The organism is Streptomyces sp. NBC_01428, assembly GCF_036231965.1.
Lineage (GTDB): Bacteria > Actinomycetota > Actinomycetes > Streptomycetales > Streptomycetaceae > Streptomyces.
The window spans coordinates 7344524-7366055 of record NZ_CP109499.1; the positions used below are offsets into that span (position 1 = coordinate 7344524).

Sequence of the window (21532 nt, forward strand, 5' to 3'; positions counted from 1 at the left end):
CCCCCTGCCTGCGTGGATGCAGGGGGTGCGGGTGTCCGAAGACACCTCACTCATTCGGGTGACATGTCCGGACGATCTGGCCCGATCGGGCGGGTGGTCGACAGAATCGGACCGGTCTCGCCGAGGCCGTCTGCGCTGTCGGGGCCTATTGGGGGGCCAATCGGCATGATCCGTATCAAGGCTGGGGTTCCCCGCGGGGCGACGCCCCGGACGCATGCACGGGAGCCGGTCCGGGCGGTCCCCCCACCGGGGCGCCGGGGTGGCCGGCTGAGGCTTGGCTTCGCCCGGGTGCTGCGCGGGGCCGGACCTCGTCCGGGACTCACCCGCCGGCTCCGCCGCCGCGGCGGGGAAGCGGGCCTCGGCCCGGGCGGCCCCTCCCACGGCTCCGAACGGCCGCCGCTCCGCCGGGCCCTGACCCTCGGGCTGCCCACGGCCTGGGGTGCGCTCGCCATCTCGTACCGGATGGTCTGTCCGCTCGCGCAGCAGGACGGTCTCGGGGCCCGCATCGCCACCAGTGCCGTCTTCTTCGCCGTCGGCACGGGACTGGTGGTCCATGTCCGAGGGGCGCTGCTGCGGGAACTCCGGCAGATCCGCAAGGTCGCGGGAGCCGCCCAGAGCGTCCTGCTGCGGCCGCTGCCCCCACGCATCGACGGGCTCGGCCTCGCGGCGACGCAGCTCTCCGCCGATCGCGGTGCGACCGTCGGCGGCGATCTGTACGAGGTGATCGCCACCGAACACGGCGTGCGGGTCGTGATGGGCGACGTCCGCGGGCACGGGCTCGGCGCCATCGGGACCGTCGCCGCCGTCCTCGGCAGCTTCCGCGAGGCCGCGCACGACGAACCCGAACTCGGCGGTGTCCTCAGGCGGCTCGACCGCGCCCTGGCACGGCACCTGCGCGAGCGGGCCCGCGGCGAACACCCCTCGTCCGGGCTCGACACCGACCACCCGGTCGCCGAGGACTTCGTCACCGTCCTGCTCCTGGAGATCCACCCCGACGGTGAGGTGTACGCCCTCAACTGCGGTCATCCCTGGCCGTATCTGCTCGGCACGGGCCGGGTCGCCCCGCTGGCGAGCGCGGACCCCCTGCCTCCGCTCGGGCCGTTCCCGCTCCCGGCCGCTCTCCTGGCCGAGGCCTGCGGTCAACTCCTGCCGGGGGAGGGGCTCTTCCTGCACACCGACGGTGCCGAGGACGCGCGGGACTCCCGTGGGCGGTTCTTCCCGCTGCTGCCCGCCCTCGCGGAGGCCGTGCACGAGCGGCCCGTGGTGCCGGAGGCCGTCCTGCGGGCGGTCCTGGCGGGGCTGCTGCGCCACACCGGCGGCCGGCCCGTCGACGACGTCGCCCTGCTGGTGCTGCACAACGACCGCCGGCGCGTGCCTCTGCACCAGGGGCACGGCGTCTCCCGGCACCTGCCGTACGGTCGGTGACCGACCGCACCGTGCGCCGGCTCCGACGCCGTCCCGCACCCGGCGACGCCGTCAACGCGGCCCGGCCGCAAGGAACTTCGCGGCCGCCCGGGCCGTGCCGACGGCGGCCGTCCGCCCCGCCACGGAGTGTCGGGCAGGCAGCCGGGCGGACGGCGCGAAACGGGCCGCCGCACTGTACGAGGGGGAGCCGGCGGCCCGGCCGGCCTCTTGCGAGACAGCTCAGTCAACCGGCCCGCGACGCTCCGCGACAGCGCGCGCACCCGACGGATACGGGTATTCGCTTCACACCCCGTGTGAAAGGGACCCGCTACGCTGACTGGCGCTGTCGGGCGCGGAAGAGGACGATCGGCGCCGTCGGCCACGAGCCACCCGGGGGGCCCTCCATGCAGCCCAACACTCTGCTCGACGCGATCCTCGACGAGGCGGGCATCTCGCACGCGGGACTCGCCGCGCACGTCAACCAGGCGGGACGGGCGCGCGGCCTCGCCCTGCGCTACGAACACACCGCCGTGGCGCGGTGGTTGAAGGGGCAGCGTCCGCGCGGCCAGGTGCCCGACCTGATCTGCGAGGTCCTCGCGGGACGACTGCACCGGCCCGTCACGCTCGACGACATCGGCCTCGGGCTGCCCGGCGAACCGTCCGCCCCGCACGCCACCTCGCTCTCCGGCTTCGTCGAGCGCGCCACCGCCCTGTGGCGGTCCGACGAGCAGCAGCGGCCGCACATCCTCGGCGCCCCGGCCGTCACCGGCACGCCCGCCGTGATGCCCGTCTGGGAGTGGGAGAACCCGCCGGAGGACGTGGACGTCTCCCGCGGCGGCCGCCAGCAGGTCAGCATGGCCGACATCGAGATGCTCCGGGCGGCGCGGGCCCACTACGAGCAGATGTACCGCAAGGCCGGGGGCATCGCGACCCGCACGCGGATCGTCGGCTTCCTCAACGCCGAGACGGCGCCCCTGCTGCGCGGCAGTTACACCGACGCCACCGGCCGCCAACTCCACCGCGCCACCGGTGGGCTGGTGGCCATCGCGGGCATCTGCGCCTACGACTCCGACGCGCACGGCCTCGCCCAGCGCTACTTCCACCAGGCGCTGCGCCTGGCCAAGGCCAGCGGGGACAGGGGACTCGGCGCCTACGTGATAGCGCTGCTCGTCAACCAGTCGCTGTTCATGCGCGAGTACCGGCAGGCGGTCGCCTTCGCCGAGGCGGCGCTGCGCGCCGCGGGGCGCCACATCACGCCGGCGCTCGCCTCCGACCTCTACGCGATGCAGGCCAAGGCGTACGCGCACCTCGGAGACGGCAGCAGTGCGCTGTCCTGCATTCGGCGTGCGGAGCAGGCCGCCGAGCGTATCCGGCGTGGTTACGAGCCGGATGAGACCGGCTATGTCCAGCCGGGACTGGTCAACGTACAGGTGGCGGAGGCGCTGCTCAGCCTCGGTGACCTCGTGGCGGCGGCCGAGCACGCCGCGGCGGCCGTCGACACTCCGGCGCACGACCGGGGGCGGGTGCACCGGCTCGCCATGCTCAGCCAGATCGAGCTGCGCCAGGGCAATGCCGACAAGGCCGTGGAGACCGCGGTCCAAATGGCCGAACAGGCACGCGGGATGGAGTCCCAGCGGCTGCGCGACCGACTCCGCGCGGTACGCCGGCATCTCGTGAGCAGCGGCTGCGCGGGGACGGCCGAGGCCGCGGAACTCATCGACGGGGCCCTGCGCGTCCCGCTGTAGGGGTGCCTCGGCGGGCCATGTCCGCCGCTCGCGCCGCCCCGGGCCGCCCTGTCGGCACACCGTCTTCACCGTCACCGCACCGTGCCCCGACCGGCGTGAGCCTGCTGCCGGAACGCTCCTGCTGCGATATTGCCACTTACCTAGCGGAAGGTGGCAGAACTGTGCAGTGGACGAAACAGAACGAACAAACTGTGTACGCAAACCGCTGGTTCAGCGTCAACCTCGCGGACGTGCAACTGCCGGACGGACGGCATCTCGATCACTTCCTGATACGGCTGCGGCCCGTCGCCGTGGCCACGGTGGTGAACGAGTCCAACGAGGTCCTGCTCCTGTGGCGGCACCGCTTCATCACGGACAGCTGGGGATGGGAGCTGCCGGCGGGCGTGGTCGAGGACGGCGAGGACATCACCGTCGCGGCCGCCCGTGAACTGGAGGAGGAGACCGGCTGGCGGCCGGGGCCCCTGCGGCATCTGATGAGCGTCGAGCCCTCGAACGGACTCACCGATGCCCGGCACCACATCTACTGGGCCGACGAGGGGGAGTACATCGGGCACCCCGTGGACGACTTCGAGTCCGACCGCCGGGAGTGGGTGTCCCTGAAGCTCGTCCCCGACATGGTCGCCCGCGGTGAGGTCCCGGCCGCCAACATGGCTGCCGCGCTGCTGCTCCTGCACCATCTCAGGCTCGGGCAGGACGCGTTGCCCTGACGGGGCACTCCCTAGGCCGTGTCCGCAAGGTCTCGCCTGCCCGGCGGCGTCTGGCACGCACTCTCGCCGCACCGGCCCCAGACCCGAGTACATCCAGTACGCAGGCCCGGGGCCGGCACGCCGAGAGCACGCACCAGACGCCGCCGGGCCCGCCCTTCGGGCGGACGACGCGACTTTGCGGACACGACCTAGTGGCCCAGAGCCTGCCAGAGCGTCACGGCCACCGCTCCGACGGCCGCGACGACGGAGACGGTGGGCAGGGGCCAGCGGGTGTGTTCGAGCGCGACGATCCGGGTGCTGAGGTCGTCGAGATCCTTGGCCGTCTGGTCGTCGCGCTGGGTGAGCAGCGCCAGTCCTCCCTCGATGCGGGTGAGCCCCACTTCGAGGGACCGGCGTAACTCCGCGAGTTCCTTCGGTGCCGCGGGATGCTCGGAGTCGGCGGTCACGGGTCCGCTCCTTTCCGTAGTCGCAGATCCCTTGTCTGCGCACGGAAAGTCAACTCGCCTGGTGGACACGTGGGGAGCGTGTGCGCGCGGCATATGCGGGCCCGGCGCGCACACTCCGTGTGAACGGCGCGGGCCCGGCACCCCGGAGGGTGCCGGGCCCGCGCCCGTCGTGCTCGACCCGGAGGTCAGCGGCCGGTCGTCACTGGCCGTAGGTGTAGAACCCCGAGTTGGTCTTCCGGCCGAGGCGGCCCGCGTCGACCATGCGCTGGAGCAGCGGGGGAGCGGCGTACAGCGGCTCCTTGTACTCCTCGTACATGCTGGACGCGACCGAGGCCACCGTGTCGAGGCCGATCAGGTCGGACAGCTTGAGCGGGCCCATCGGGTGGGCGCAGCCCATCTCCATGCCGTTGTCGATGTCCTCGCGGCTCGCGATGCCCGACTCGAACATCCGGATCGCGGACAGGAGATAGGGGATCAGCAGCGCGTTGACGACGAAGCCGGAGCGGTCCTGGGCGCGGATCGTGTGCTTGCCGAGCGACTTCTCGGCGAACAGCTGGGCCCGGCCGATCGTGCCCTCGGAGGTCGTCAGCGCCGGGATCAGCTCCACGAGCTGCTGGACCGGCGCCGGGTTGAAGAAGTGGATGCCGATGACCTGGTCGGGGCGCGAGGTGGCGACGGCCAGCTTGACCAGCGGGATCGAGGAGGTGTTGGAGGCGAGGATCGCGTCCGGCCGGGTCACCACCTGGTCGAGCACCTGGAAGATCTCGGTCTTCACCTGCTCGTTCTCGACGACGGCCTCGATCACCAGGTCGCGGTCGGCGAACTCGCCGAGGTCCGTGGTGAAGCTGAGGCGGTTCTGGGTGGCCTCCAGCTCGTCCTCGGAGATCTTGCCGCGCCCGGCGGCCTTGGACAGGGAGTTGAACAGCCGGGTCCGGCCGATCTCCAGGGCCTCGCCGGTGGTCTCGGCGACCTTCACGTCCAGACCGGCGCGGGCGCACACCTCGGCAATGCCCGCTCCCATCTGGCCGCAGCCCACCACTCCGACGCGTTCGATGTCGGTCACATCGTCCCCTTCGCTGATCCGCACGGCTCGGCAGGATCTCCGTTGTTCGGCGCCTGCTCCGAACGTGCACGTTACCGCCAAGTATCGATGATCGATCGCGGGGGTCGTGCATGCTGGGCGGCGGGACGATCCGTGACCGGGCGGATCCACTGCGTAGGGGGTACGGCGATGGGGCGACTGCCACGCCGGGCGTTCGCGGCGGCGGCGCTGGCCACGCTCACGGGACTCGGTACGGCGGGGGACGCGGCGGCCGATCCGGTCCCGCCCCGCGGCAGGCGGGCGCCCCGCGTCGTACGCGGCATGTGGCTCGCGACCGCCTCCCACCGCGACTGGCCCTCGCGCGCCGGACTCGACGCCGCGGAACAGCGCGCCGAACTCCTCGCCCATCTCGACACGGCGGTCCGGCGGCGGCTGAACACCGTGTTCTTCCAGGTCCGCCCGTCCGCCGACGCGTTGTGGCCCTCGCCGTACGAGCCCTGGTCGCAGTATCTGACCGGGGTCCAGGGCCGGGATCCCGGCTGGGACCCGCTGGGCACCGCCGTACGGGAGGCCCACGCGCGCGGTCTCGAACTGCACGCCTGGTTCAACCCGTACCGCGTCGCCGGGCAGGCGGATCCGGAGCAGCTCGCGGCGACCCACCCGGCCCGCGTCCACCCGGACTGGATCGTCCCGTACGGCGGGAAGCTCTACTACAACCCCGGGCTGCCGCAGGTGCGGGAGTTCGTCCGGGCGGCGATGCTCGACGCGGTCGGCCGGTACGCGGTCGACGGGGTGCACTGGGACGACTACTTCTATCCCTATCCGGTGGCCGGCGAGGAGTTCGACGACGCCGCCGCCTACGCGGAGCACGGCGCCGACTTCCCGGACAGGGCTGCCTGGCGGCGCCACAACATCGACAGGCTCGTGCTGGAGATGGCGGCGGGCATCCGGCGGACCCGTCCCGGAGTCCGCTTCGGGATCAGCCCCTTCGGGGTCTGGCGCAACGCCGCGACCGACCCGCTCGGCTCCCGGACCCGGGCAGGCGTCCAGACGTACGACGACCTGTACGCCGACACCCGCAAGTGGGTCCGGGAACACTGGATCGACTACGTCTGCCCGCAGTTGTACTGGCACATCGGGTTCGACGCCGCCGACTACGCCGAGCTGCTGCCCTGGTGGGCGCGGGTCGCCCGGGGCAGCGGGGTGCGGTTGTACGTCGGGGAGGCGCTGTACAAGGCGGGTGCCCCCGGGCAGCCCCCGCGCTGGCAGGACCCGGCCGAGCTGTCCCGCCATCTCACCCTCGCCGCCGGATACCCCGAGGTGGGCGGGCACGTCTTCTTCTCGGCGACGGAGGTCGCCGAGGACCGCGTCGGCGCGCTCGCCCGGGTGGTCGCCGACCACTACGGGCAGGAGACCCCCACGGACCGGAGGGCGGGGGACCCGCGCTGACCCTGACACCCCGTCGGCCGTCGGACGCCGACCTTGGCCGCGACCGGTCGGCCGTCCGCGCTGCCCCCGCCTCCCGGGTCGGCCGTCGACGCTGACCCCGGCCGGCGCCGCCCCGGCTGCTGCTCCCCGCCGGTCAGCCGCGCGCCCGCTGGGTGAGCGCGATGCAGACGAGGACGGCGGCCGCCGTCAGCGGAGCCGCGGGTGTCAGCCGCTCGCCCAGCAGCAGCACGGACCACACCAACGTCAGCAGCGGCTGGGCGAGCTGCAGCTGGCTCGCCTTGGGGACGCCGATCGCCGCCATCCCCCGGTACCAGACGACCAGGCCGAGGAACTGCGAACCGGCCGCGACCCAGAGCACCCCGGTCACGCTGTGCGCGGTGAGGTGCACCGGCTCGTACGACAGCGCGATCAGCGCGCCCGGGACGCTCAGCGGCAGACACAGGACGAGGGCCCAGCCGATGACCTGCCAGCCCGGCATCAGCCGGGCGAGCCTGCCCCCCTCCGTGTAGCCCGCCGCGCAGATCAGCAGGGCGCAGAATAGATAGGCGTCCGCCCCGGTCAGGGCCCCTCCGCTCTGCTGCACGGTGAACGCGATGACGGCGGCCGCGCCCGTGCAGGCCGCCAGCCAGAACATCCGGGACGGGCGGGCGCCGGTGCGCAGCGCCGAGAAGAGCGCCGTCGTCAGCGGCAGCAGTCCGACGACCACCGCCGCGTGCGCGGTGGTCGAGGTCCGCAGCGCGAGCGTCGTCAGCAGCGGGAAGCCGACGACGACACCGGCGGCGACGACGGCCAGACCCGCCAGATGCCGACGTGCCGGGACGGGTACCCGCAGCGCGAGGAGAGCGCCGCCGGCGATGACCGCGGCGAGGACGCAGCGCACGGCCACCAGCGACCAGGGGCCGAAGCCCTCCAGGCCCCAGGCCGTGGCGGGGAAGGTGAGGGAGAAAGCGGTGACGCCGAGGGCCGCCTGCAGGGTGCCGGCGCGGCGGTCCGTCCGGGAGGGGCCCGACGCGCGGGCTCCTGAGCCGGGCCCGGCGCCCTCGGCTCCGTGTCCGACGTTTGCGGAACTGGTCCCTTGCCTGCACGGTGCGGCGTCGGTGGTCCCGTCGGCCGGCGCATGCGCTGCTTCGGCGGGCGTCCCGCCCCGGTGCCGGTGTGCACCCGCGACGGAGGTGGATCCCGGGGCCGTCGCTGTCGCCCCCGGCCCGGTGTCGCCGCTGACCGCTATCCCGCCGGCCTCGATAGCGCTACTCTCTGCTCTCATGCAAGAGCGTAGCAGCGTAGGAGATCTGGCGAACAGGCTGCGACAGGAACTGAACCGCTACTCACCCGGAGGAAAGCTGCCGTCGAGCCGAGCGCTCGTTGACCGCTACCGTGTGAGCCCGGTGACCGTGACCCGGGCGCTCGCCCAGCTGGCCGCCGAGGGGCTCGTGGTCACCCGGCCCGGAGCGGGCGCCTTCCGCGCGGAGCACCGGACCACCGCCCGCCCCGGTGGGGACACCTCCTGGCAGGAGGTGACGCTCAGCGCGGACGCCGCCGCGGAACCCGTCCCCCGCACCGTCGACGCGTCCGGCGTCCTCGCCTCGCTGGCCGCCCCGCCGCCCGGTGTCGTCGAGTTCAACGGCGGCTACCTCCACCCCTCGCTCCAGCCCGAGCGGGCCATGGGCGCCGCCCTCTCCCGGGCGGGACGGCGCCCCGGCGCGTGGTCCCGGCCGCCCATGGAGGGACTGCCGGAACTGCGCGAGTGGTTCGCGCGGGGGATCGGCGGAGCGGTCGGCGCGGCCGAGGTGCTCGTCACGGCGGGCGGCCAGTCCGGCCTGACGACCGCGCTGCGCGCGCTCGCGCCGCCCGGCGCCCCCGTCCTGGTCGAGTCACCCACGTATCCGGGCATGCTGGCGATCGCGCGGGCCGCGGGCCTGCGTCCCGTGCCGGTGCCGGTGGATTCCGACGGGGTGAAACCCGAGCTGCTCGCCGACGCCTTCCGGGCCACCGGGGCCCGGGTCTTCGTCTGCCAGCCGTTGTTCCAGAACCCGACCGGCGCCGTGCTCGCCCCCGCGCGCCGCGGCGAGGTGCTGCGCATCGCCCGGGACGCCGGAGCCTTCGTGATCGAGGACGACTTCGTCCGCCGGCTGGTGCACACGGACGCGGGCCCGCTGCCACGTCCGCTCGCCGCCGAGGACCAGGACGGTGTCGTCGTGCACGTGGGTTCCCTGACCAAGGCGACCTCCCCGAGCTTCCGGGTGAGCGCGCTGGCCGCACGCGGCCCGGTGCTCGAACGGCTCCGCGCCATCCAGGTCGTCGACACCTTCTTCGTGCCCCGCCCGCTCCAGGAAGCCGCGCTCGAACTCGTCGGTTCGCCCGCCTGGCCGCGCCATCTGCGCACCGTTTCGGCCGAGTTGAAGGCGCGACGCGACGCCATGACCGCCGCGCTGCGCCTGCGCCTGCCCGAACTCGCCCTGCCCCACGTCCCGTTCGGCGGCTACCACCTGTGGGTCCGGCTGCCCGACGGTACCGACGAGTCCGCGCTGGTCGCCGCCGCACTCCGGGCCGACGTGGCCGTCGCTCCCGGCCGCCCCTACTTCAGCGCCGAACCCCCCGCCGCGCACCTCCGGTTGAGCTTCGCGGCGGTGGCCGGAACGGAGGAGATCGCGGAAGGGGTGCGCCGGCTGAGGACGGCGTACGACGAGGTCCGGACCTGAGCCCTGCCCGGACCGCCCTCCTACCTGCGCGGCCCGGCCCGGACCCGGCGGGCCCGCCCCCTCCGGACCGGGTCCCCGAGCCCGCGGACAGCGGGCCCACAGGCTGCGGCGGGGAGGTCCGGTGAACTTTCGGACACCCTGAGTAACCCCTATTGACCTGCGGAGTCCCGCGTTCCACCATCTGGCCATGCATCTTCGGGTCACGTTCGTCGCCGCCGCGCGCAGCTCCTCGCTGCTGGCGGAACGCTTCGAGGACGACCGGCCGCTGGACCAGGCCGGCTGGGAAGAAGTGCTGCGGGCCGCCAACGAGCTGACACCCCTGGCGGCGGCCGAGTTGCGCTACTGCTCGCCGACCCCCCGCAGCAGGGCGACCGGTGACGCGCTCGGCTACGCGCCCCTGGTCCAGCTCGCCCTGCGCGACTGCGACATGGGCCGGTGGCGGGGTTTCACGCTGGGGGAGGCGATGGCCCGTGAGCCCGAGGCGGTGGACGCCTGGCTGGCCGACCCGCGCTCGACGCCCCACGGCGGGGAGTCCCTGCTGTCCTTCATCGGCCGGGTCGGTTCCTGGCTCGACACCCGTCCCGCCGACGACGGGGGCAGCATCGTCGCGGTCGCCGAACCGGCCGTGGTGCGCGCCGCGCTGGTCTACGCCCTGAAGGCGCCGCCCTCGACCTACTGGAACATCGACGTCCGGCCGCTGTCGGCGATCTCCGTGACGGGCCGGGCGGGCCGCTGGAGCCTGCGCTTCGACGGCTCCTCCACCCAGCCCACGCGCACCTAGAGCCTGTTCCGTCGGCCTTACGGGGCGGTGCGGTCGCGTGTGTAGTCGGTGGTGAGCACGAGATCCTTCGCCGGCCCCCGGACGCGCCACACGGTCCGCCAGTGGTCCTCGTCCCCGACCGTGAACTCCCCGCGGTACAGGTCCGCCGAGCAGGGATGGTCGGCGACGTACCGCCCGGTCGCGAGGTCCAGGTCGTGGAACGGACGGCCGTCGGAGAACCGTACGAGAGCGGTGCCCGGTTCCGCGCCCGGCAGGAACCGCAGGGTCCGCTCGGCGGGCCGGGCGACGCCCTGCCACACGAACGTGCCGGTCTCGTGATGCAGCAGTCCGCGGCCCCGGAGCGGCCCCCCGCTCTCCGGAGACGACGGCTCCGCTTCGGAAAGCCGCACGTCGCCGTCCTGGAGGGGCCCGAAGTGCGTGGCACCGGTGAACCGTCCCTCGCCGTCTCCCGCGAGGTCCCGGACCGTGCGCCGCACCTGCCAGTTCCCGGCCAGATACGCCAGCGCGTCCCGCACCGGCCAGAACTCGCCCATACCGTCCCGCTCTCCGTCCCGTGCGCCGCAGCGCGCCCCGTCGGCGCGCTTCTGCCGTCCCCCATCCTGCCTTCGCCCCGCGGCTCAGGCGGCGGCGGTGCCGGTTTCGGCCCGCCCGCCGACCGGGAGCAGCCCGCGCTCGCCGAAGACCTTCTTCGCGACCAGGCTCGCGTTCATCGCCTTCGGGATGCCGCAGTAGACGGCCGAGTGCAGGAGCGCCTCGACGATCTGGTCCGGGGACAGGCCGACGTTCAGCGACGCGTTGACGTGCACCTCCAGCTGGGTCTCGCAGCCGCCGAGCGCGGTGAGCATGCCGAGGGTCACCAACTGCCGGTCGCGCGCGGCGAGTCCGGGCCGGTCGTAGATGTCCCCGAAGGCCCAGGCGATGATCTGGTGCCCCAGTTCGGGGTTGATGTCGGACAGTGCGTCGACGACCCGGTGGCCGGCCTCGCCGTCGACCTGGTCCAGGATCTTCAGGCCGTGCTCGAACCGCTCCTCGCGCGTGGTGGAGGCGGGGTTCTTCGTCGTGTCGCTCATGAGAGGTCGTCCGATCCCGGCCCGTCGAGGAGCCGTTCGTAGTGGCGGATCTTGTCGTCGAGCGCGGCCGCGTTCCGGCGCAGGGCGCGCATCCGGTCCGCGAGGTCGGCGCGATGCTCGCGGAGCATCGCCAGCCGGTCGGGGACCGAGCCGTCCCCCCGCGAGCGCAGCTCGGCGAACGTCTGCATGTCCGCGATCGACATGCCCGTCCCGCGCAGCCGGATCAGGAACTCCAGCCAGGCGAGGTCCGCCGCCGCGTAGCGCCGCTGGTTGCCGGTGGTCCGGCCGACCCGTTCGATGAGGCCGGCCTTCTCGTAGTACCGCAGCGTGTCGTGCGAGAGGCCGGTGCGCTCGACGACCTGGGCGATCGTGAGAGTGGGTTCCGCCGCTCGCGGGAGGGGCTGTCCGCTGGTCATGAGAAGACCGTAGAACCTGGAGCGCGCTCCAGGTCAAGGGCTGATCGCGAACGTCTGGAGAATGAGGGTTCGGTGGGGTCGGCCGCGCGTGGGCACCTGGGGTGGCGCCCTGTCGCGCCCGACGCGGGAGGGTGCGTCGGCAGGCCGACGTGCCGGCGCCTCGTAGGAGGGACGGTCCGCGTCACCGTCCGTGGCGAGGGGTGTGGGTCAACCGGCGGCAGTCGACGGGCCGGCCGGTCGGGGCGCGACTGGAGCGGGGACCGCTGTCGTCGGGACGGCCGTTGTGCGCGGACCGTTGGACGGTCCGGGTCCTGCCGGACGCGGCGGCGGACGCCCGTGACCGGGCGGGCCGGTGCGGCGCGGGATCAGCCGTTGCGGCGCGGCTTGCCGCGCTTCGCGCCGCCCTTGGGGCCGCCCTTCGCGCCGCCACCGCCGCGGGGGTTCTTGCCCGCGGTCCTGCCGCCCGCCTTCCCGGCGGCGGGCTTGCGCCGCGCGCCGCCCCCCGCGTCGCCCTTGCGGGGCGTGGACTTGGCGCCGCTCTTGGACTTCTGCTGATCGGCGGCCGGCGCCGGAGCGCGTCCGCGCGTGCTGTTGACCGTCCGGCCGCGCACGATGCCGATGAAGTCCTCGACCAGATCCGTGGTCCGGTCCTCGGGCCAGGCCAGTGCGACGCGGGACTCAGGGGTGTCCGTGACCGTGCGGTAGGTGAGGTCCTTGCGGTGGTGGAGCCGCGCGAGGGACTGCGGGACCAGCACGACGCCGATGCCCGCGGCGACCAGCTCGACCGCGTCCGCGGTGGTCGCGGGCCGCTCCAGCGCGGGCCTGCCCGGCAGCTTCTCCCAGTCCAGCGCGTCGTCGAGGGGGTGCAGCACGATGTCGTCGTCGAGGTCCCCGGGGGAGATCTGCTCGACCGCGGCGACGATGTGGTCCTTGGGGACCACGACCACCGTCGTCTCGGTGTAGAGCGGGATCGCGCTCAGGTCGTCCTGGTCGACGGGGAGCCGGACGAAGCCCGCGTCGACGTCGCCGGCGCGCAGCAGCCCGTAGATCTCGTCGGGGGAGGCCGGGACGAGGGACAAGGGTACGTCGGGCAGCCGCTCGTGCCAGATCCGCACCCACTTCGACGGCGTCACCCCCGGAACGTAGGCGAGCCTGAAGGAAGGGGATGCGTCGGAGCCGGTCACCCGGCCAGGTTACCCGGCGTGGCCCGGCGGCCTCACCTGCGATGGTCGGCGGTCGCTCGCGCGCTCGATACCCTGGACCCATGAGTTCGCACCAGACCACCCAGACGATGAAGCCCGCCACGGCGGCCAAGAAGCTGGGTGTGTACCTCGAGGCCACCCCCGCCGAGTTCCAGGAGGGTGTCGTCTCCCGTGCCGAGCTGAACGCCCTGCAGGCCGACCCGCCCGAGTGGCTCCAGGAGCTGCGCCGCAACGGTCCGCACCCGCGGCCGGTCGTGGCGTCCCGCCTCGGCGTCTCCATCGCGGGTCTCGCCCGCGGCGGCGTCAGCGAGGCACTCACCACCGAGCAGATCGACGCGCTCAGGGACGAGGACCCCGAGTGGCTGCGCCGTGAGCGCGCCACCCAGGCCGAGGTCCGCAAGGAAGCCGCCCGCATCAAGGAGAAGCACGCCGAGCAGGCCGCCAAGCGCTCCTGACCCGTGCCCGACCGGTCCGGCCGCCCTCGAGGGGCGGTCGAGCCCCGGACGACGACCGCCCCCCAGCCGTTGACGGCTGGGGGGCGGTCGTCGTATGCCGGTCATTGATCGCACCAGGATTGCATAAACGTGCATGGAAACGTATAGTCATGCCATCTAGGAGGAGGGTTCCATGACGGTACGCGCGGCAGTGGCAGGAGCGAGTGGATACGCGGGCGGGGAACTGCTGCGTCTGCTCCTGACACACCCCGAGATCGAGATCGGCGCCCTGACCGGCAGCTCCAACGCGGGCCGCCGGCTCGGGGAGCTCCAGCCGCACCTGCTGCCGCTCGCCGGCCGCGTCCTCGCGGAGACCACCCCCGAGGTCCTCGCCGGCCACGACGTGGTGTTCCTCGCGCTGCCCCACGGGCAGTCCGCCGCCGTCGCCGAGCAGCTCGGCCCCGACGTCCTCGTCGTCGACATGGGCGCCGACTTCCGGCTGAGGAACCCGGCCGACTGGGAGCGGTTCTACGCCTCCCCGCACGCCGGGACCTGGCCCTACGGCCTCCCCGAACTGCCGGGTGCCCGCGCCGCGCTGGAGGGGTCCAAGCGCATCGCGGTGCCCGGTTGCTACCCGACGGCCGCCTCCCTGGCCCTCTTCCCGGCGTACACGGACGGACTCGCGGAGAACGAGGCCGTGATCGTCGCCGCCTCCGGCACCTCGGGAGCCGGCAAGTCGCCCAAGGCGCACCTCCTCGGCAGCGAGGTCATGGGGTCGATGACCCCGTACGGCGTCGGAGGCGTCCACCGGCACACCCCCGAGATGATCCAGAACCTGAGCGCCGCCGCCGGGGAGGCCGTCACCGTCTCCTTCACGCCCACGCTCGCGCCGATGCCCCGCGGCATCCTCGCGACGTGCAGCGCCAAGGCGAAGCCCGGGGTCACCGCCGACGCCGTGCGCGCCGCCTACGAGAAGGCCTTCGCCGACGAGCCGTTCGTCCACCTGCTCCCCGAGGGACAGTGGCCCGCCACCGCGTCCGTCTACGGTTCCAACGCCGTTCAGGTCCAGGTCGCGTACGACGCCGCCGCGCACCGCATCATCGCGGTCAGCGCCATCGACAACCTGACCAAGGGCACCGCCGGCGGTGCCGTCCAGAGCATGAACCTCGCGCTCGGCCTGCCCGAGGAGCTGGGGCTTTCCACGATCGGAGTCGCACCGTGAGTGTCACGGCAGCACAGGGATTCACGGCGGCGGGAATCGCCGCCGGAATCAAGGAGAACGGCAACCCGGACCTGGCCCTCGTGGTCAACACCGGGCCGCGCCGCGCCGCCGCGGGCGTCTTCACCTCCAACCGCGTCAAGGCCGCCCCGGTCCTCTGGTCGGAGCAGGTGCTCAGGTCCGGCGAGGTGACCGCCGTCGTCCTCAACTCCGGCGGTGCCAACGCCTGTACGGGGCCGAAGGGCTTCCAGGACACCCACGCCACCGCCGAGAAGGTCGCCGAGGCCCTCGGTGACACCGGCGCCGGGAGCGTCGCCGTGTGCTCGACCGGCCTCATCGGTGTCCTGCTGCCCATGGACCGGCTGCTCCCCGGCGTCGACCAGGCGGTCGCCGCGCTCAGCCCGCACGGCGGTGAGAAGGCCGCCATCGCCATCAAGACCACGGACACCGTGCACAAGACGTCCGTCGCGACGCGGGCCGGCTGGACCGTCGGCGGCATGGCCAAGGGCGCCGGCATGCTCGCGCCGGGCCTCGCCACCATGCTCGTCATGATCACCACCGACGCGGACGTGCCCGCCGAGTCCCTCGACCGGGCCCTGCGCGACGCCACCCGCACGACCTTCGACCGCGTCGACTCCGACGGCTGCATGTCGACCAACGACACCGTGCTGCTGCTGGCCTCCGGAGCCAGTGCGGTCACCCCCGAGCACGCGGAGTTCGCCGAGGCCGTACGCGAGGTCTGCGACGACCTCGGACAGCAGCTCATCCGCGACGCCGAGGGCGCGACCAAGGACATCAGGATCGAGGTCGTGGGTGCCGCGACCGAGGACGACGCCGTCGAGGTGGGCCGCTCCATCGCCCGCAACAACCTCCTCAAGTGCGCCCTCCACGGCGAGGACCCCAACTGGGGGCGGGTGCTGTCCGCGATCGGCACCACGAAGGCCGCCTTCGAGCCGGACCGGCTGAACGTCGCCATCAACGGCGTCTGGGTCTGCAAGAACGGCGGTGTCGGCGAGGACCGCGACCGCGTCGACATGCGCTACCGCGAGGTCCACGTCGTCGCCGACCTCGCCGCGGGCGACGCCACGGCCACGATCTGGACCAACGACCTCACCGCCGACTACGTCCACGAGAACAGCGCGTACTCCTCATGAGCAATGTGACCCGCAAACACACCGCTCTGCCCAAGGCGCAGATCCTCATCGAGGCGCTGCCGTGGCTGACCCGGCACCGGGGCAAGACCGTCGTCGTCAAGTTCGGCGGCAACGCCATGATCGACGCCGACCTCAAGGCCGCCTTCGCGCAGGACATCGTCTTCCTGCACCACGCGGGCCTCAAGCCCGTCGTCGTGCACGGCGGCGGCCCGCAGATCAGCGCCGCCCTCGACCGGCACGGCATCGTCAGCGAGTTCAAGGCCGGCCTGCGCGTCACCACCGAGGACGCGATGGACGTCGTCCGCATGGTGCTCGCCGGGCAGGTCCAGCGCGAGCTGGTCGGCCTGCTCAACGAACACGGACCGCTCGCCGTCGGCATCACCGGCGAGGACGCGCACACCATCACCGCAACCAAGCACCGGCCCACGATCGACGGCCAGTCGGTCGACATCGGGCGGGTGGGCGAGATCACCGCGATCGACACCGGCGCGATCGAGGCGCTGCTCGCCGACGGCCGCATCCCGGTCGTCTCCTCGATCGCCCGGAGCCAGGACGACGGACATGTCTACAACGTCAATGCTGATACGGCGGCTGCGGCACTCGCTGCTGCACTGGGGGCCGAGACCCTCATGGTCCTCACGGACGTCGAGGGCCTCTACGAGGACTGGCCCGACAGCGACGAGGTGATCAGCCGCCTCACCGCTTCCCAGCTGGAGAAACTCCTTCCCGAGCTGGCCAGCGGCATGGTGCCGAAGATGGAGGGCTGTCTGCACGCCGTACGCAACGGCGTGACGACCGCCCGGGTCATCGACGGCCGGGTCCAGCACTCGATCCTGCTGGAGATCTTCACCGACGAGGGCATCGGCACGATGGTCGTGCCGGACGACGAGGAAGCGGGGGACGCAGCATGACCGGCAGCGCCACGAACGCAGAGCTCACCGAGCGGTGGCAGGGCTCACTGATGGACAACTACGGCACCCCGCGCCTGCCGCTCGTCCGCGGTGCCGGCACGAAGCTGTGGGACGCCGACGGCACGCAGTACCTCGACTTCGTCGGCGGCATCGCGGTCAACGCGCTCGGCCACGGCCACCCCGCGATCGTCGAGGCCGTCAGCCGGCAGATCGCCGAACTCGGCCACGTCTCCAACCTGTTCGTCGCCGAACCGCCCGTCACGCTCGCCGAACGGCTGCTCCAGCTCTTCGGCCGCGACGGCCGGGTGTACTTCTGCAACTCCGGGGCCGAGGCCAACGAGGGTGCCTTCAAGATCGGCCGGCTCACCGGCCGGACCCACATGGTCGCCACCACCGGCGGCTTCCACGGCCGCACCATGGGCGCCCTCGCCCTCACCGGCCAGCCCGGCAAGCAGGAGCCCTTCCTGCCGCTGCCCGGCGACGTCACGCACGTCCCCTACGGCGACCCGCAGGCCCTCGCCGAAGCGGTCACCCCGGACACCGCCCTGGTGATCATCGAGCCCATCCAGGGCGAGAACGGCGTGGTCGTGCCGCCCCCCGGCTATCTGAAGGCGGCCCGCGCGATCACGGCGGCCAACGGCGCGCTGCTCGTGCTGGACGAGGTGCAGACCGGCATCGGCCGCACCGGCCACTGGTTCGAGTACCAGGCCCACGAAGGTGTCCTGCCCGACATCGTCACGCTCGCCAAGGGCCTCGGCGGCGGACTCCCGCTCGGCGCCACCGTCGCGTTCGGCCGTGCCGCCACCCTGCTGAAGCCCGGTCACCACGGCACGACCTTCGGCGGCAACCCGGTCGTCTGCGCCGCCGGACTCGCCGTCCTCGACACGATCGAGTCCGAGGGCCTGCTGGAGAACGTGAAGCGCGCCGGCGAGAAGCTGCGCGACGGAATCGAGGGCGCCGACGGCGGAGCCCGCCACCCGCTCGTCGACCATGTCCGGGGTGCGGGCCTGCTCCTGGGTATCGTGCTCACCGAGCCGCTCGCGCCCCAGGTGCAGCAGGCGGCTCAGGACGCCGGTTTCCTGGTGAACGCGCCCGCCCCCGATGTCGTACGGCTGATGCCGCCGCTGAACCTGGGCGATGACGAGGTGGACGCGTTCCTCCAGGCGCTTCCCGGCATCCTCGACGCAGCCAACGGGGACGGATGATCCCGGGAAATGGGACGACGACGATGAGCCAGGCGCAGGACCACGAGCCAGCAGGGCCTGCCGTGCCGCAGACCCGCACCGCACGCCACCGCCGGATCGTGGACATCCTCAACCGGCAGCCGGTGCGCTCGCAGAGCCAGTTGGCGAAGCTCCTCGCCGACGACGGGCTGAACGTCACGCAGGCGACGCTCTCCCGGGACCTCGACGAGCTGAACGCGGTGAAGATCCGCAACAACGACGGCGACCTCATCTACGCGGTGCCGAGCGAGGGCGGTTTCCGCACGCCCCGCGCGCCGCTCGGGGAGTCGGCGAAGGAGGAGCGGATGCGGCGGCTCTCCTCGGAGCTGCTGATCTCCGCGGAGGCCTCCGCGAATCTCGTGGTCCTGCGCACCCCGCCGGGGGCCGCGCAGTTCCTCGCCTCGGCGATCGACCAGGCCGAACTGCACGACATCCTCGGCACGATCGCCGGGGACGACACGCTGCTGCTGATCAGCCGGGGCCCGACCGGTGGCCAGGCGCTCGCCGACCACCTGCTGAGGCTCGCGCAGAACGCCCACTGAGGCAGGCGCGGGACCGGCCGGCCGGCACGGACACGCACGCGGAGGCGCGCCCCACAGCGGGGCGCGCCTCCGCGCGCGTGGGTCCCTCGGTCACCCCAGGCGCCGGGCCAGCCCGTCCGTGCACCGGACCTCGTCGCCCGCCGTGACCAGCAGGCCCTCCACGTCCGGCAGGGACTCCAGCCAGTCCAGACCCGCCCGCGATCCCATCGCGAAAGCGGCGGTCGCCCAGGCGTCCACCCAGGTCAGACGGGGGCCCACCACCGTCACGGCCAGCAGGTCGGTGACCGCGGGCCTGCCGGTGCGGGGGTCCACGATGTGCGCGCCGCGCTCGGCCGTTCCGGAGGTCGCCACGGCCAGCTCGTCGGCCCCGGCCGCGGAGACGACCGCGGCCAGCGCACCCGGGCGGAGCGGGTCCGACACACCGATCCGCCACGGCCGGTGCGCCCCCGGGACACCGCACAACTGGACGTCACCGCCGCCGTTGACGCTCACCCCGCTCGCCCCGGCCTCGGCGAGCCGCAGGGCCGCGCGTTCGGCCGCCCAGCCCTTGACGATCCCCGTCGGGTCCAGCCGGCCCCCGTACCGGGTGCTGAACCAGCCGTCGCTGATCCGCTGCGCCTCGGCGCCCAGGCCGAGCACCTCGGCGACCTCCTCGTCGCACTCCTCGACGGTCAGCTCCCCGCGCGCCAGGCGCGAGATCTGGCTGTCGTCCCGGTAGGTGCTGAACACCGCGTCCACCCGGTGCAGTTGGGCGACGGCCTCCTCCAGTGCGGCCCGGACCGTGTCCGGGTCCCCGCCGCGCACGTCGAAGGAGAACACCGTGCCCATGACCTCCTCGGCGTGCCGCAGAGCGGGCGGTGCCTCCTCGGCCGGCTCAGCCACCGGCCTTGTCCAGCGCCGACTGGAGGGACTTCTTGTAGCCGCCGGAGGTGTAGGTCGCCCCCGAGACGGCGTCGATGTCGGCACTGCCGGCCGCGACGGCCTCCTGGTTCAGCTTCGGCACGGCGTCGGCGGTGACCTGCGTGCTGCGCCCGCCGCTCGGCGCCTGCACCGTCTCCGCCTTCGTGATCTTCGTCCCGGCGAGCACGAGGCGGACCTGGACCGGGCCGTACTCGGTCCGCGCGACGTCTCCGGTGATGACGCGGGTCTGCGCGGCGGGCGCCTTGGCGGCCGGCGCCTTCGGCGAGGCGGACGTCCCCGACGCTCCTGCGGAATCCGAACCGCCGCCGGTCGCCTTGGCCTTGTCCAGCGCCGACTGGAGGGACTTCTTGTAGCCGCCCGAGGTGTAGGTCGCCCCCGACACGGCGTCGATGTCGGCGCTCTGCGCGGCGACGGCCGCCTTGTTGAGCCGGGGAACGGCCAGGGCGGTCTTCTGGTCGCTGGTCCCGCCCTGCGGGGCCTGGACCGCGTCGGCCTTGACGATCCTGCCGTCGCTCAGCGACAGCCGGACCTGGACCGGGCCGTACTCGGTCTTCACCACGTCGCCGGTGACGGTCCGCGTGCCGGTCTGCTGAGCGCTGCCGCCCTGCGGCGACTCCTGCCCGGCCGCCGTCTGCTGGGGTGCCGCGCCGCCCTGCGCCGACGCGGCGGCCGGATCGCCCGCCGGTTTGAGCGAGAGCAGCAGCACGATCCCGGACACGGTGGCTGCGGCGGCGAGCATGGTGCGCCGTATGGGATGACTCTTCTTCATCGCTCCTGACTCCCGTCGCTCACATCTCGAACGACTCGTGATGGATGCGGCGGGCGGGAACCCCCGCGCCGCGCAGTGCGTCGTACACCTGCTGCGCGAAACCGGGCGGCCCGCACATGAAGACGTCGTGGCGTTCGATGTCCGGCAGCTTGCGGCGCAGCGTGTCCGCCGAGATGTCCGGGCGTTCGCCCTCGGGGCTGTTCACCGCGTACATCAGCCGGGCTCCGCGCTCCTTGGAGATGGAGGCCAGTTCGTCCCACAGAGCCAGGTCCTGGGTGCTGTTGGCGCGGTAGAGGAGCGTGATGTCGCCGGACGCGCCGGGGAGGGTCTCGAACAGGGCCCGCATCGGGGTGATGCCCACGCCGCCCGCCACCAGGAGGACCTTGCCGCGGCTGCGCTTGCCCGCGGTCAGCGCGCCGTAGGGGCCCTCGGCCCAGACCCGGGTGCCCGGCTCCAGGTCGCGCAGGGCGGAACTGTGGTCGCCGATCGCCTTGACGGTGATGCGCAGCATGTTCGGGCGGGGCGCCGCCGACAGCGAGTACGGGTGGGAGCTGAGCCGCATCCCGGGCGCCAGGAACCGCCAGCGGAAGAACTGCCCGGCCTCGGCGCCCATCCGGTGCAGCTTGCGTCCGCTGATGAGCACCGACACGATGCCGGGCGTCTCCTCGATGACCGCCTCGACGCGCATCCGGTGCTTCAGGTTCAGCCGGATCGGCGAGAGGATCCGGTACCAGAGGACGAGTGCGGTCACCGAGCCGTACAGCCCGTACCAGACGGTCTTGGCGACCGGTTCGACGGCGAAGTCGTTCCCGGTGGACAGCTGGTGCCAGAACGTCAGGAACACCGCGGCGTACGTCAGCAGATGGACGTGGTACCAGGTGTCGTACGGGATCAGCCGGCGGACCGGGCCGACGGAGATGAACCCGATGAGCACGAGCAGACCGGTGCCGATCGCCGCCTTGCCCATGTCGGGGAGCTGCTCGACCGAGTCGATCGTCTGCTGCACGATCGTGCCGAGCCCCTTCCCGGACTGCAGGGCGTAGCCCCACATGGTCAGGAAAAGGTGGGCGAGGACCAGGGAGATCGTGTAGCGGCCGGTCATCGCGTGCCAGCGCGCCACGCGGTCGGATCCCACCCGGCGTTCGAGTGCGGGGACCCGGGCCATCTGCAGCACCACGAGTGCCATCAGGTATCCGGCGAGCAGGCCGGTGATCCGGCCCGCGTTGAGGATCCTGCTGTTGTCGTCGGCGATGGACGGAGTGTTGTTCCACCACAGCCAGATCACCCCGGCGGCGCCCGCCCAGACGGCGAGCAGCAGGGGGACGGCGGGCGAGCGTCGTGGGCGGATGCGGCGCATGGTCTGGCGCCGCGCGGCGCGGCCACCGGCGATCGTGGACA

General features: G+C 73.0%; 22 protein-coding genes. 12 read left to right on the forward strand and 10 right to left on the reverse strand.

The genetic code is table 11. The features are described from left to right. Positions 1–462: 462 nt before the first annotated feature. The 3 genes from OG406_RS31820 (at position 463) to OG406_RS31830 (ending at position 3856) form a co-directional block, all read left to right on the forward strand. Complete coding sequence (locus OG406_RS31820) at positions 463–1425, forward strand: PP2C family protein-serine/threonine phosphatase (protein ID WP_239155060.1); 963 nt, start codon at positions 463–465, stop codon at positions 1423–1425. Between the two features lie 383 nt (positions 1426–1808). Continuing rightward, positions 1809–3149, forward strand: coding sequence for a transcriptional regulator (locus OG406_RS31825; RefSeq protein ID WP_329189059.1), 1341 nt, complete (start codon positions 1809–1811; stop codon positions 3147–3149). A gap of 161 nt (positions 3150–3310) precedes the next feature. Continuing rightward, positions 3311–3856, forward strand: coding sequence for an NUDIX hydrolase (locus OG406_RS31830; protein ID WP_267050296.1), 546 nt, complete (start codon positions 3311–3313; stop codon positions 3854–3856). Between the two features lie 188 nt (positions 3857–4044). Here OG406_RS31830 and OG406_RS31835 read toward each other — a convergent pair whose 3' ends face one another. After that, positions 4045–4302: a hypothetical protein gene (locus OG406_RS31835; RefSeq protein WP_081223436.1), complete on the reverse strand. Its 258-nt coding sequence runs from the start codon at positions 4300–4302 to the stop codon at positions 4045–4047. Between the two features lie 199 nt (positions 4303–4501). Further along, the gene (locus OG406_RS31840; protein ID WP_179165494.1) at positions 4502–5365 is read right to left on the reverse strand and encodes a 3-hydroxybutyryl-CoA dehydrogenase; all 864 of its coding nucleotides are present in this window, start codon (positions 5363–5365) and stop codon (positions 4502–4504) included. A gap of 168 nt (positions 5366–5533) precedes the next feature. Between OG406_RS31840 and OG406_RS31845 the strand changes: the two genes are divergently transcribed. After that, entirely contained in the window at positions 5534–6793 is a 1260-nt protein-coding gene (locus tag OG406_RS31845; protein WP_267050295.1) for a glycoside hydrolase family 10 protein, read from the forward strand. A 133-nt stretch (positions 6794–6926) separates the two neighbouring features. On the opposite strand, the gene OG406_RS31850 is transcribed toward OG406_RS31845, so the two are convergent. Then, a complete protein-coding gene (locus OG406_RS31850) occupies positions 6927–8057 on the reverse strand; it encodes an EamA family transporter (protein WP_329189063.1) in 1131 nt (376 codons plus the stop codon). Here OG406_RS31850 and OG406_RS31855 point away from each other — a divergent pair. Together OG406_RS31855 and OG406_RS31860 are read left to right on the forward strand one after the other, a co-directional pair. After that, positions 8056–9492 (forward strand): aminotransferase-like domain-containing protein, encoded by a 1437-nt coding sequence (locus OG406_RS31855; protein WP_329189065.1) that lies wholly within the window; start codon positions 8056–8058, stop codon positions 9490–9492. The two genes, OG406_RS31850 and OG406_RS31855, sit on opposite strands and share 2 nt — an antisense overlap. 187 nt (positions 9493–9679) lie before the next feature. Next, positions 9680–10273: a histidine phosphatase family protein gene (locus OG406_RS31860; RefSeq protein WP_081223432.1), complete on the forward strand. Its 594-nt coding sequence runs from the start codon at positions 9680–9682 to the stop codon at positions 10271–10273. 17 nt (positions 10274–10290) lie between these two features. Here the strand turns inward: OG406_RS31860 and OG406_RS31865 are convergent, their stop codons facing one another. The 4 genes from OG406_RS31865 to OG406_RS31880 form a co-directional block, all read right to left on the reverse strand. Further along, the gene (locus tag OG406_RS31865; protein WP_164371104.1) at positions 10291–10806 is read right to left on the reverse strand and encodes a DUF6314 family protein; all 516 of its coding nucleotides are present in this window, start codon (positions 10804–10806) and stop codon (positions 10291–10293) included. A gap of 84 nt (positions 10807–10890) precedes the next feature. Then, positions 10891–11343, reverse strand: a complete 453-nt coding sequence (locus OG406_RS31870; protein ID WP_267050293.1) for a carboxymuconolactone decarboxylase family protein — start codon at positions 11341–11343, stop codon at positions 10891–10893. After that, complete coding sequence (locus OG406_RS31875) at positions 11340–11759, reverse strand: MerR family transcriptional regulator (RefSeq protein WP_081223429.1); 420 nt, start codon at positions 11757–11759, stop codon at positions 11340–11342. Before OG406_RS31875 ends, OG406_RS31870 begins: the two co-directional genes overlap by 4 nt. Positions 11760–12124: 365 nt before the next feature. Beyond that, a complete protein-coding gene (locus tag OG406_RS31880; protein ID WP_267050291.1) occupies positions 12125–12943 on the reverse strand; it encodes a LysR family substrate-binding domain-containing protein in 819 nt (272 codons plus the stop codon). An 80-nt stretch (positions 12944–13023) separates the two neighbouring features. Between OG406_RS31880 and OG406_RS31885 the strand changes: the two genes are divergently transcribed. The 6 genes from OG406_RS31885 (at position 13024) to OG406_RS31910 (ending at position 18444) form a co-directional block, all read left to right on the forward strand. Beyond that, a complete protein-coding gene (locus OG406_RS31885; RefSeq protein WP_081223427.1) occupies positions 13024–13416 on the forward strand; it encodes a DUF5997 family protein in 393 nt (130 codons plus the stop codon). A 172-nt stretch (positions 13417–13588) separates the two neighbouring features. Then, positions 13589–14617, forward strand: a complete 1029-nt coding sequence (gene argC / locus OG406_RS31890; protein ID WP_164371107.1) for an N-acetyl-gamma-glutamyl-phosphate reductase — start codon at positions 13589–13591, stop codon at positions 14615–14617. Continuing rightward, the gene (gene argJ / locus OG406_RS31895; RefSeq protein ID WP_329189070.1) at positions 14614–15768 is read left to right on the forward strand and encodes a bifunctional glutamate N-acetyltransferase/amino-acid acetyltransferase ArgJ; all 1155 of its coding nucleotides are present in this window, start codon (positions 14614–14616) and stop codon (positions 15766–15768) included. Before argC ends, argJ begins: the two co-directional genes overlap by 4 nt. After that, a complete protein-coding gene (argB, locus tag OG406_RS31900; RefSeq protein ID WP_164371109.1) occupies positions 15765–16679 on the forward strand; it encodes an acetylglutamate kinase in 915 nt (304 codons plus the stop codon). Before argJ ends, argB begins: the two co-directional genes overlap by 4 nt. Beyond that, positions 16676–17884, forward strand: coding sequence for an acetylornithine transaminase (locus tag OG406_RS31905; protein WP_164371110.1), 1209 nt, complete (start codon positions 16676–16678; stop codon positions 17882–17884). Before argB ends, OG406_RS31905 begins: the two co-directional genes overlap by 4 nt. Positions 17885–17907: 23 nt before the next feature. Beyond that, a complete protein-coding gene (locus tag OG406_RS31910) occupies positions 17908–18444 on the forward strand; it encodes an arginine repressor (protein ID WP_081223422.1) in 537 nt (178 codons plus the stop codon). A 90-nt stretch (positions 18445–18534) separates the two neighbouring features. On the opposite strand, the gene OG406_RS31915 is transcribed toward OG406_RS31910, so the two are convergent. From OG406_RS31915 to OG406_RS31925, 3 genes are read right to left on the reverse strand one after another with little or no spacing between them, the layout of a single operon-like run. Continuing rightward, the gene (locus OG406_RS31915) at positions 18535–19326 is read right to left on the reverse strand and encodes an FAD:protein FMN transferase (RefSeq protein ID WP_329189074.1); all 792 of its coding nucleotides are present in this window, start codon (positions 19324–19326) and stop codon (positions 18535–18537) included. Continuing rightward, complete coding sequence (locus OG406_RS31920; RefSeq protein ID WP_329189076.1) at positions 19319–20134, reverse strand: FMN-binding protein; 816 nt, start codon at positions 20132–20134, stop codon at positions 19319–19321. The genes OG406_RS31915 and OG406_RS31920 overlap by 8 nt, the downstream gene beginning before the upstream one ends. Before the next feature lie 19 nt (positions 20135–20153). Continuing rightward, positions 20154–21491 carry a ferredoxin reductase family protein gene (locus tag OG406_RS31925; RefSeq protein WP_266854860.1) on the reverse strand — a complete coding sequence of 446 codons (1338 nt, stop codon included), beginning with the start codon at positions 21489–21491 and terminating at the stop codon, positions 20154–20156. Positions 21492–21532: the final 41 nt, after the last annotated feature.

What these genes read in the sequence shown, in the direction of transcription:
- OG406_RS31820 (WP_239155060.1), top strand. Translation starts at nt 463, where the DNA reads ATGGTCTGTCCGCTCGCGCAGCAGGACGGTCTCGGGGCCCGCATCGCC.
- OG406_RS31825 (WP_329189059.1), top strand. Translation starts at nt 1,809, where the DNA reads ATGCAGCCCAACACTCTGCTCGACGCGATCCTCGACGAGGCGGGCATC.
- OG406_RS31845 (WP_267050295.1), top strand. Translation starts at nt 5,534, where the DNA reads ATGGGGCGACTGCCACGCCGGGCGTTCGCGGCGGCGGCGCTGGCCACG.
- OG406_RS31855 (WP_329189065.1), top strand. Translation starts at nt 8,056, where the DNA reads ATGCAAGAGCGTAGCAGCGTAGGAGATCTGGCGAACAGGCTGCGACAG.
- OG406_RS31850 (WP_329189063.1), bottom strand. Translation starts at nt 8,057, where the DNA reads ATGAGAGCAGAGAGTAGCGCTATCGAGGCCGGCGGGATAGCGGTCAGC.
- OG406_RS31860 (WP_081223432.1), top strand. Translation starts at nt 9,680, where the DNA reads ATGCATCTTCGGGTCACGTTCGTCGCCGCCGCGCGCAGCTCCTCGCTG.
- OG406_RS31865 (WP_164371104.1), bottom strand. Translation starts at nt 10,806, where the DNA reads ATGGGCGAGTTCTGGCCGGTGCGGGACGCGCTGGCGTATCTGGCCGGG.
- OG406_RS31870 (WP_267050293.1), bottom strand. Translation starts at nt 11,343, where the DNA reads ATGAGCGACACGACGAAGAACCCCGCCTCCACCACGCGCGAGGAGCGG.
- OG406_RS31875 (WP_081223429.1), bottom strand. Translation starts at nt 11,759, where the DNA reads ATGACCAGCGGACAGCCCCTCCCGCGAGCGGCGGAACCCACTCTCACG.
- OG406_RS31885 (WP_081223427.1), top strand. Translation starts at nt 13,024, where the DNA reads ATGAGTTCGCACCAGACCACCCAGACGATGAAGCCCGCCACGGCGGCC.
- argC (WP_164371107.1), top strand. Translation starts at nt 13,589, where the DNA reads ATGACGGTACGCGCGGCAGTGGCAGGAGCGAGTGGATACGCGGGCGGG.
- argB (WP_164371109.1), top strand. Translation starts at nt 15,765, where the DNA reads ATGAGCAATGTGACCCGCAAACACACCGCTCTGCCCAAGGCGCAGATC.
- OG406_RS31905 (WP_164371110.1), top strand. Translation starts at nt 16,676, where the DNA reads ATGACCGGCAGCGCCACGAACGCAGAGCTCACCGAGCGGTGGCAGGGC.
- OG406_RS31910 (WP_081223422.1), top strand. Translation starts at nt 17,908, where the DNA reads ATGAGCCAGGCGCAGGACCACGAGCCAGCAGGGCCTGCCGTGCCGCAG.
- OG406_RS31920 (WP_329189076.1), bottom strand. Translation starts at nt 20,134, where the DNA reads ATGAAGAAGAGTCATCCCATACGGCGCACCATGCTCGCCGCCGCAGCC.
- OG406_RS31925 (WP_266854860.1), bottom strand. Translation starts at nt 21,491, where the DNA reads ATGCGCCGCATCCGCCCACGACGCTCGCCCGCCGTCCCCCTGCTGCTC.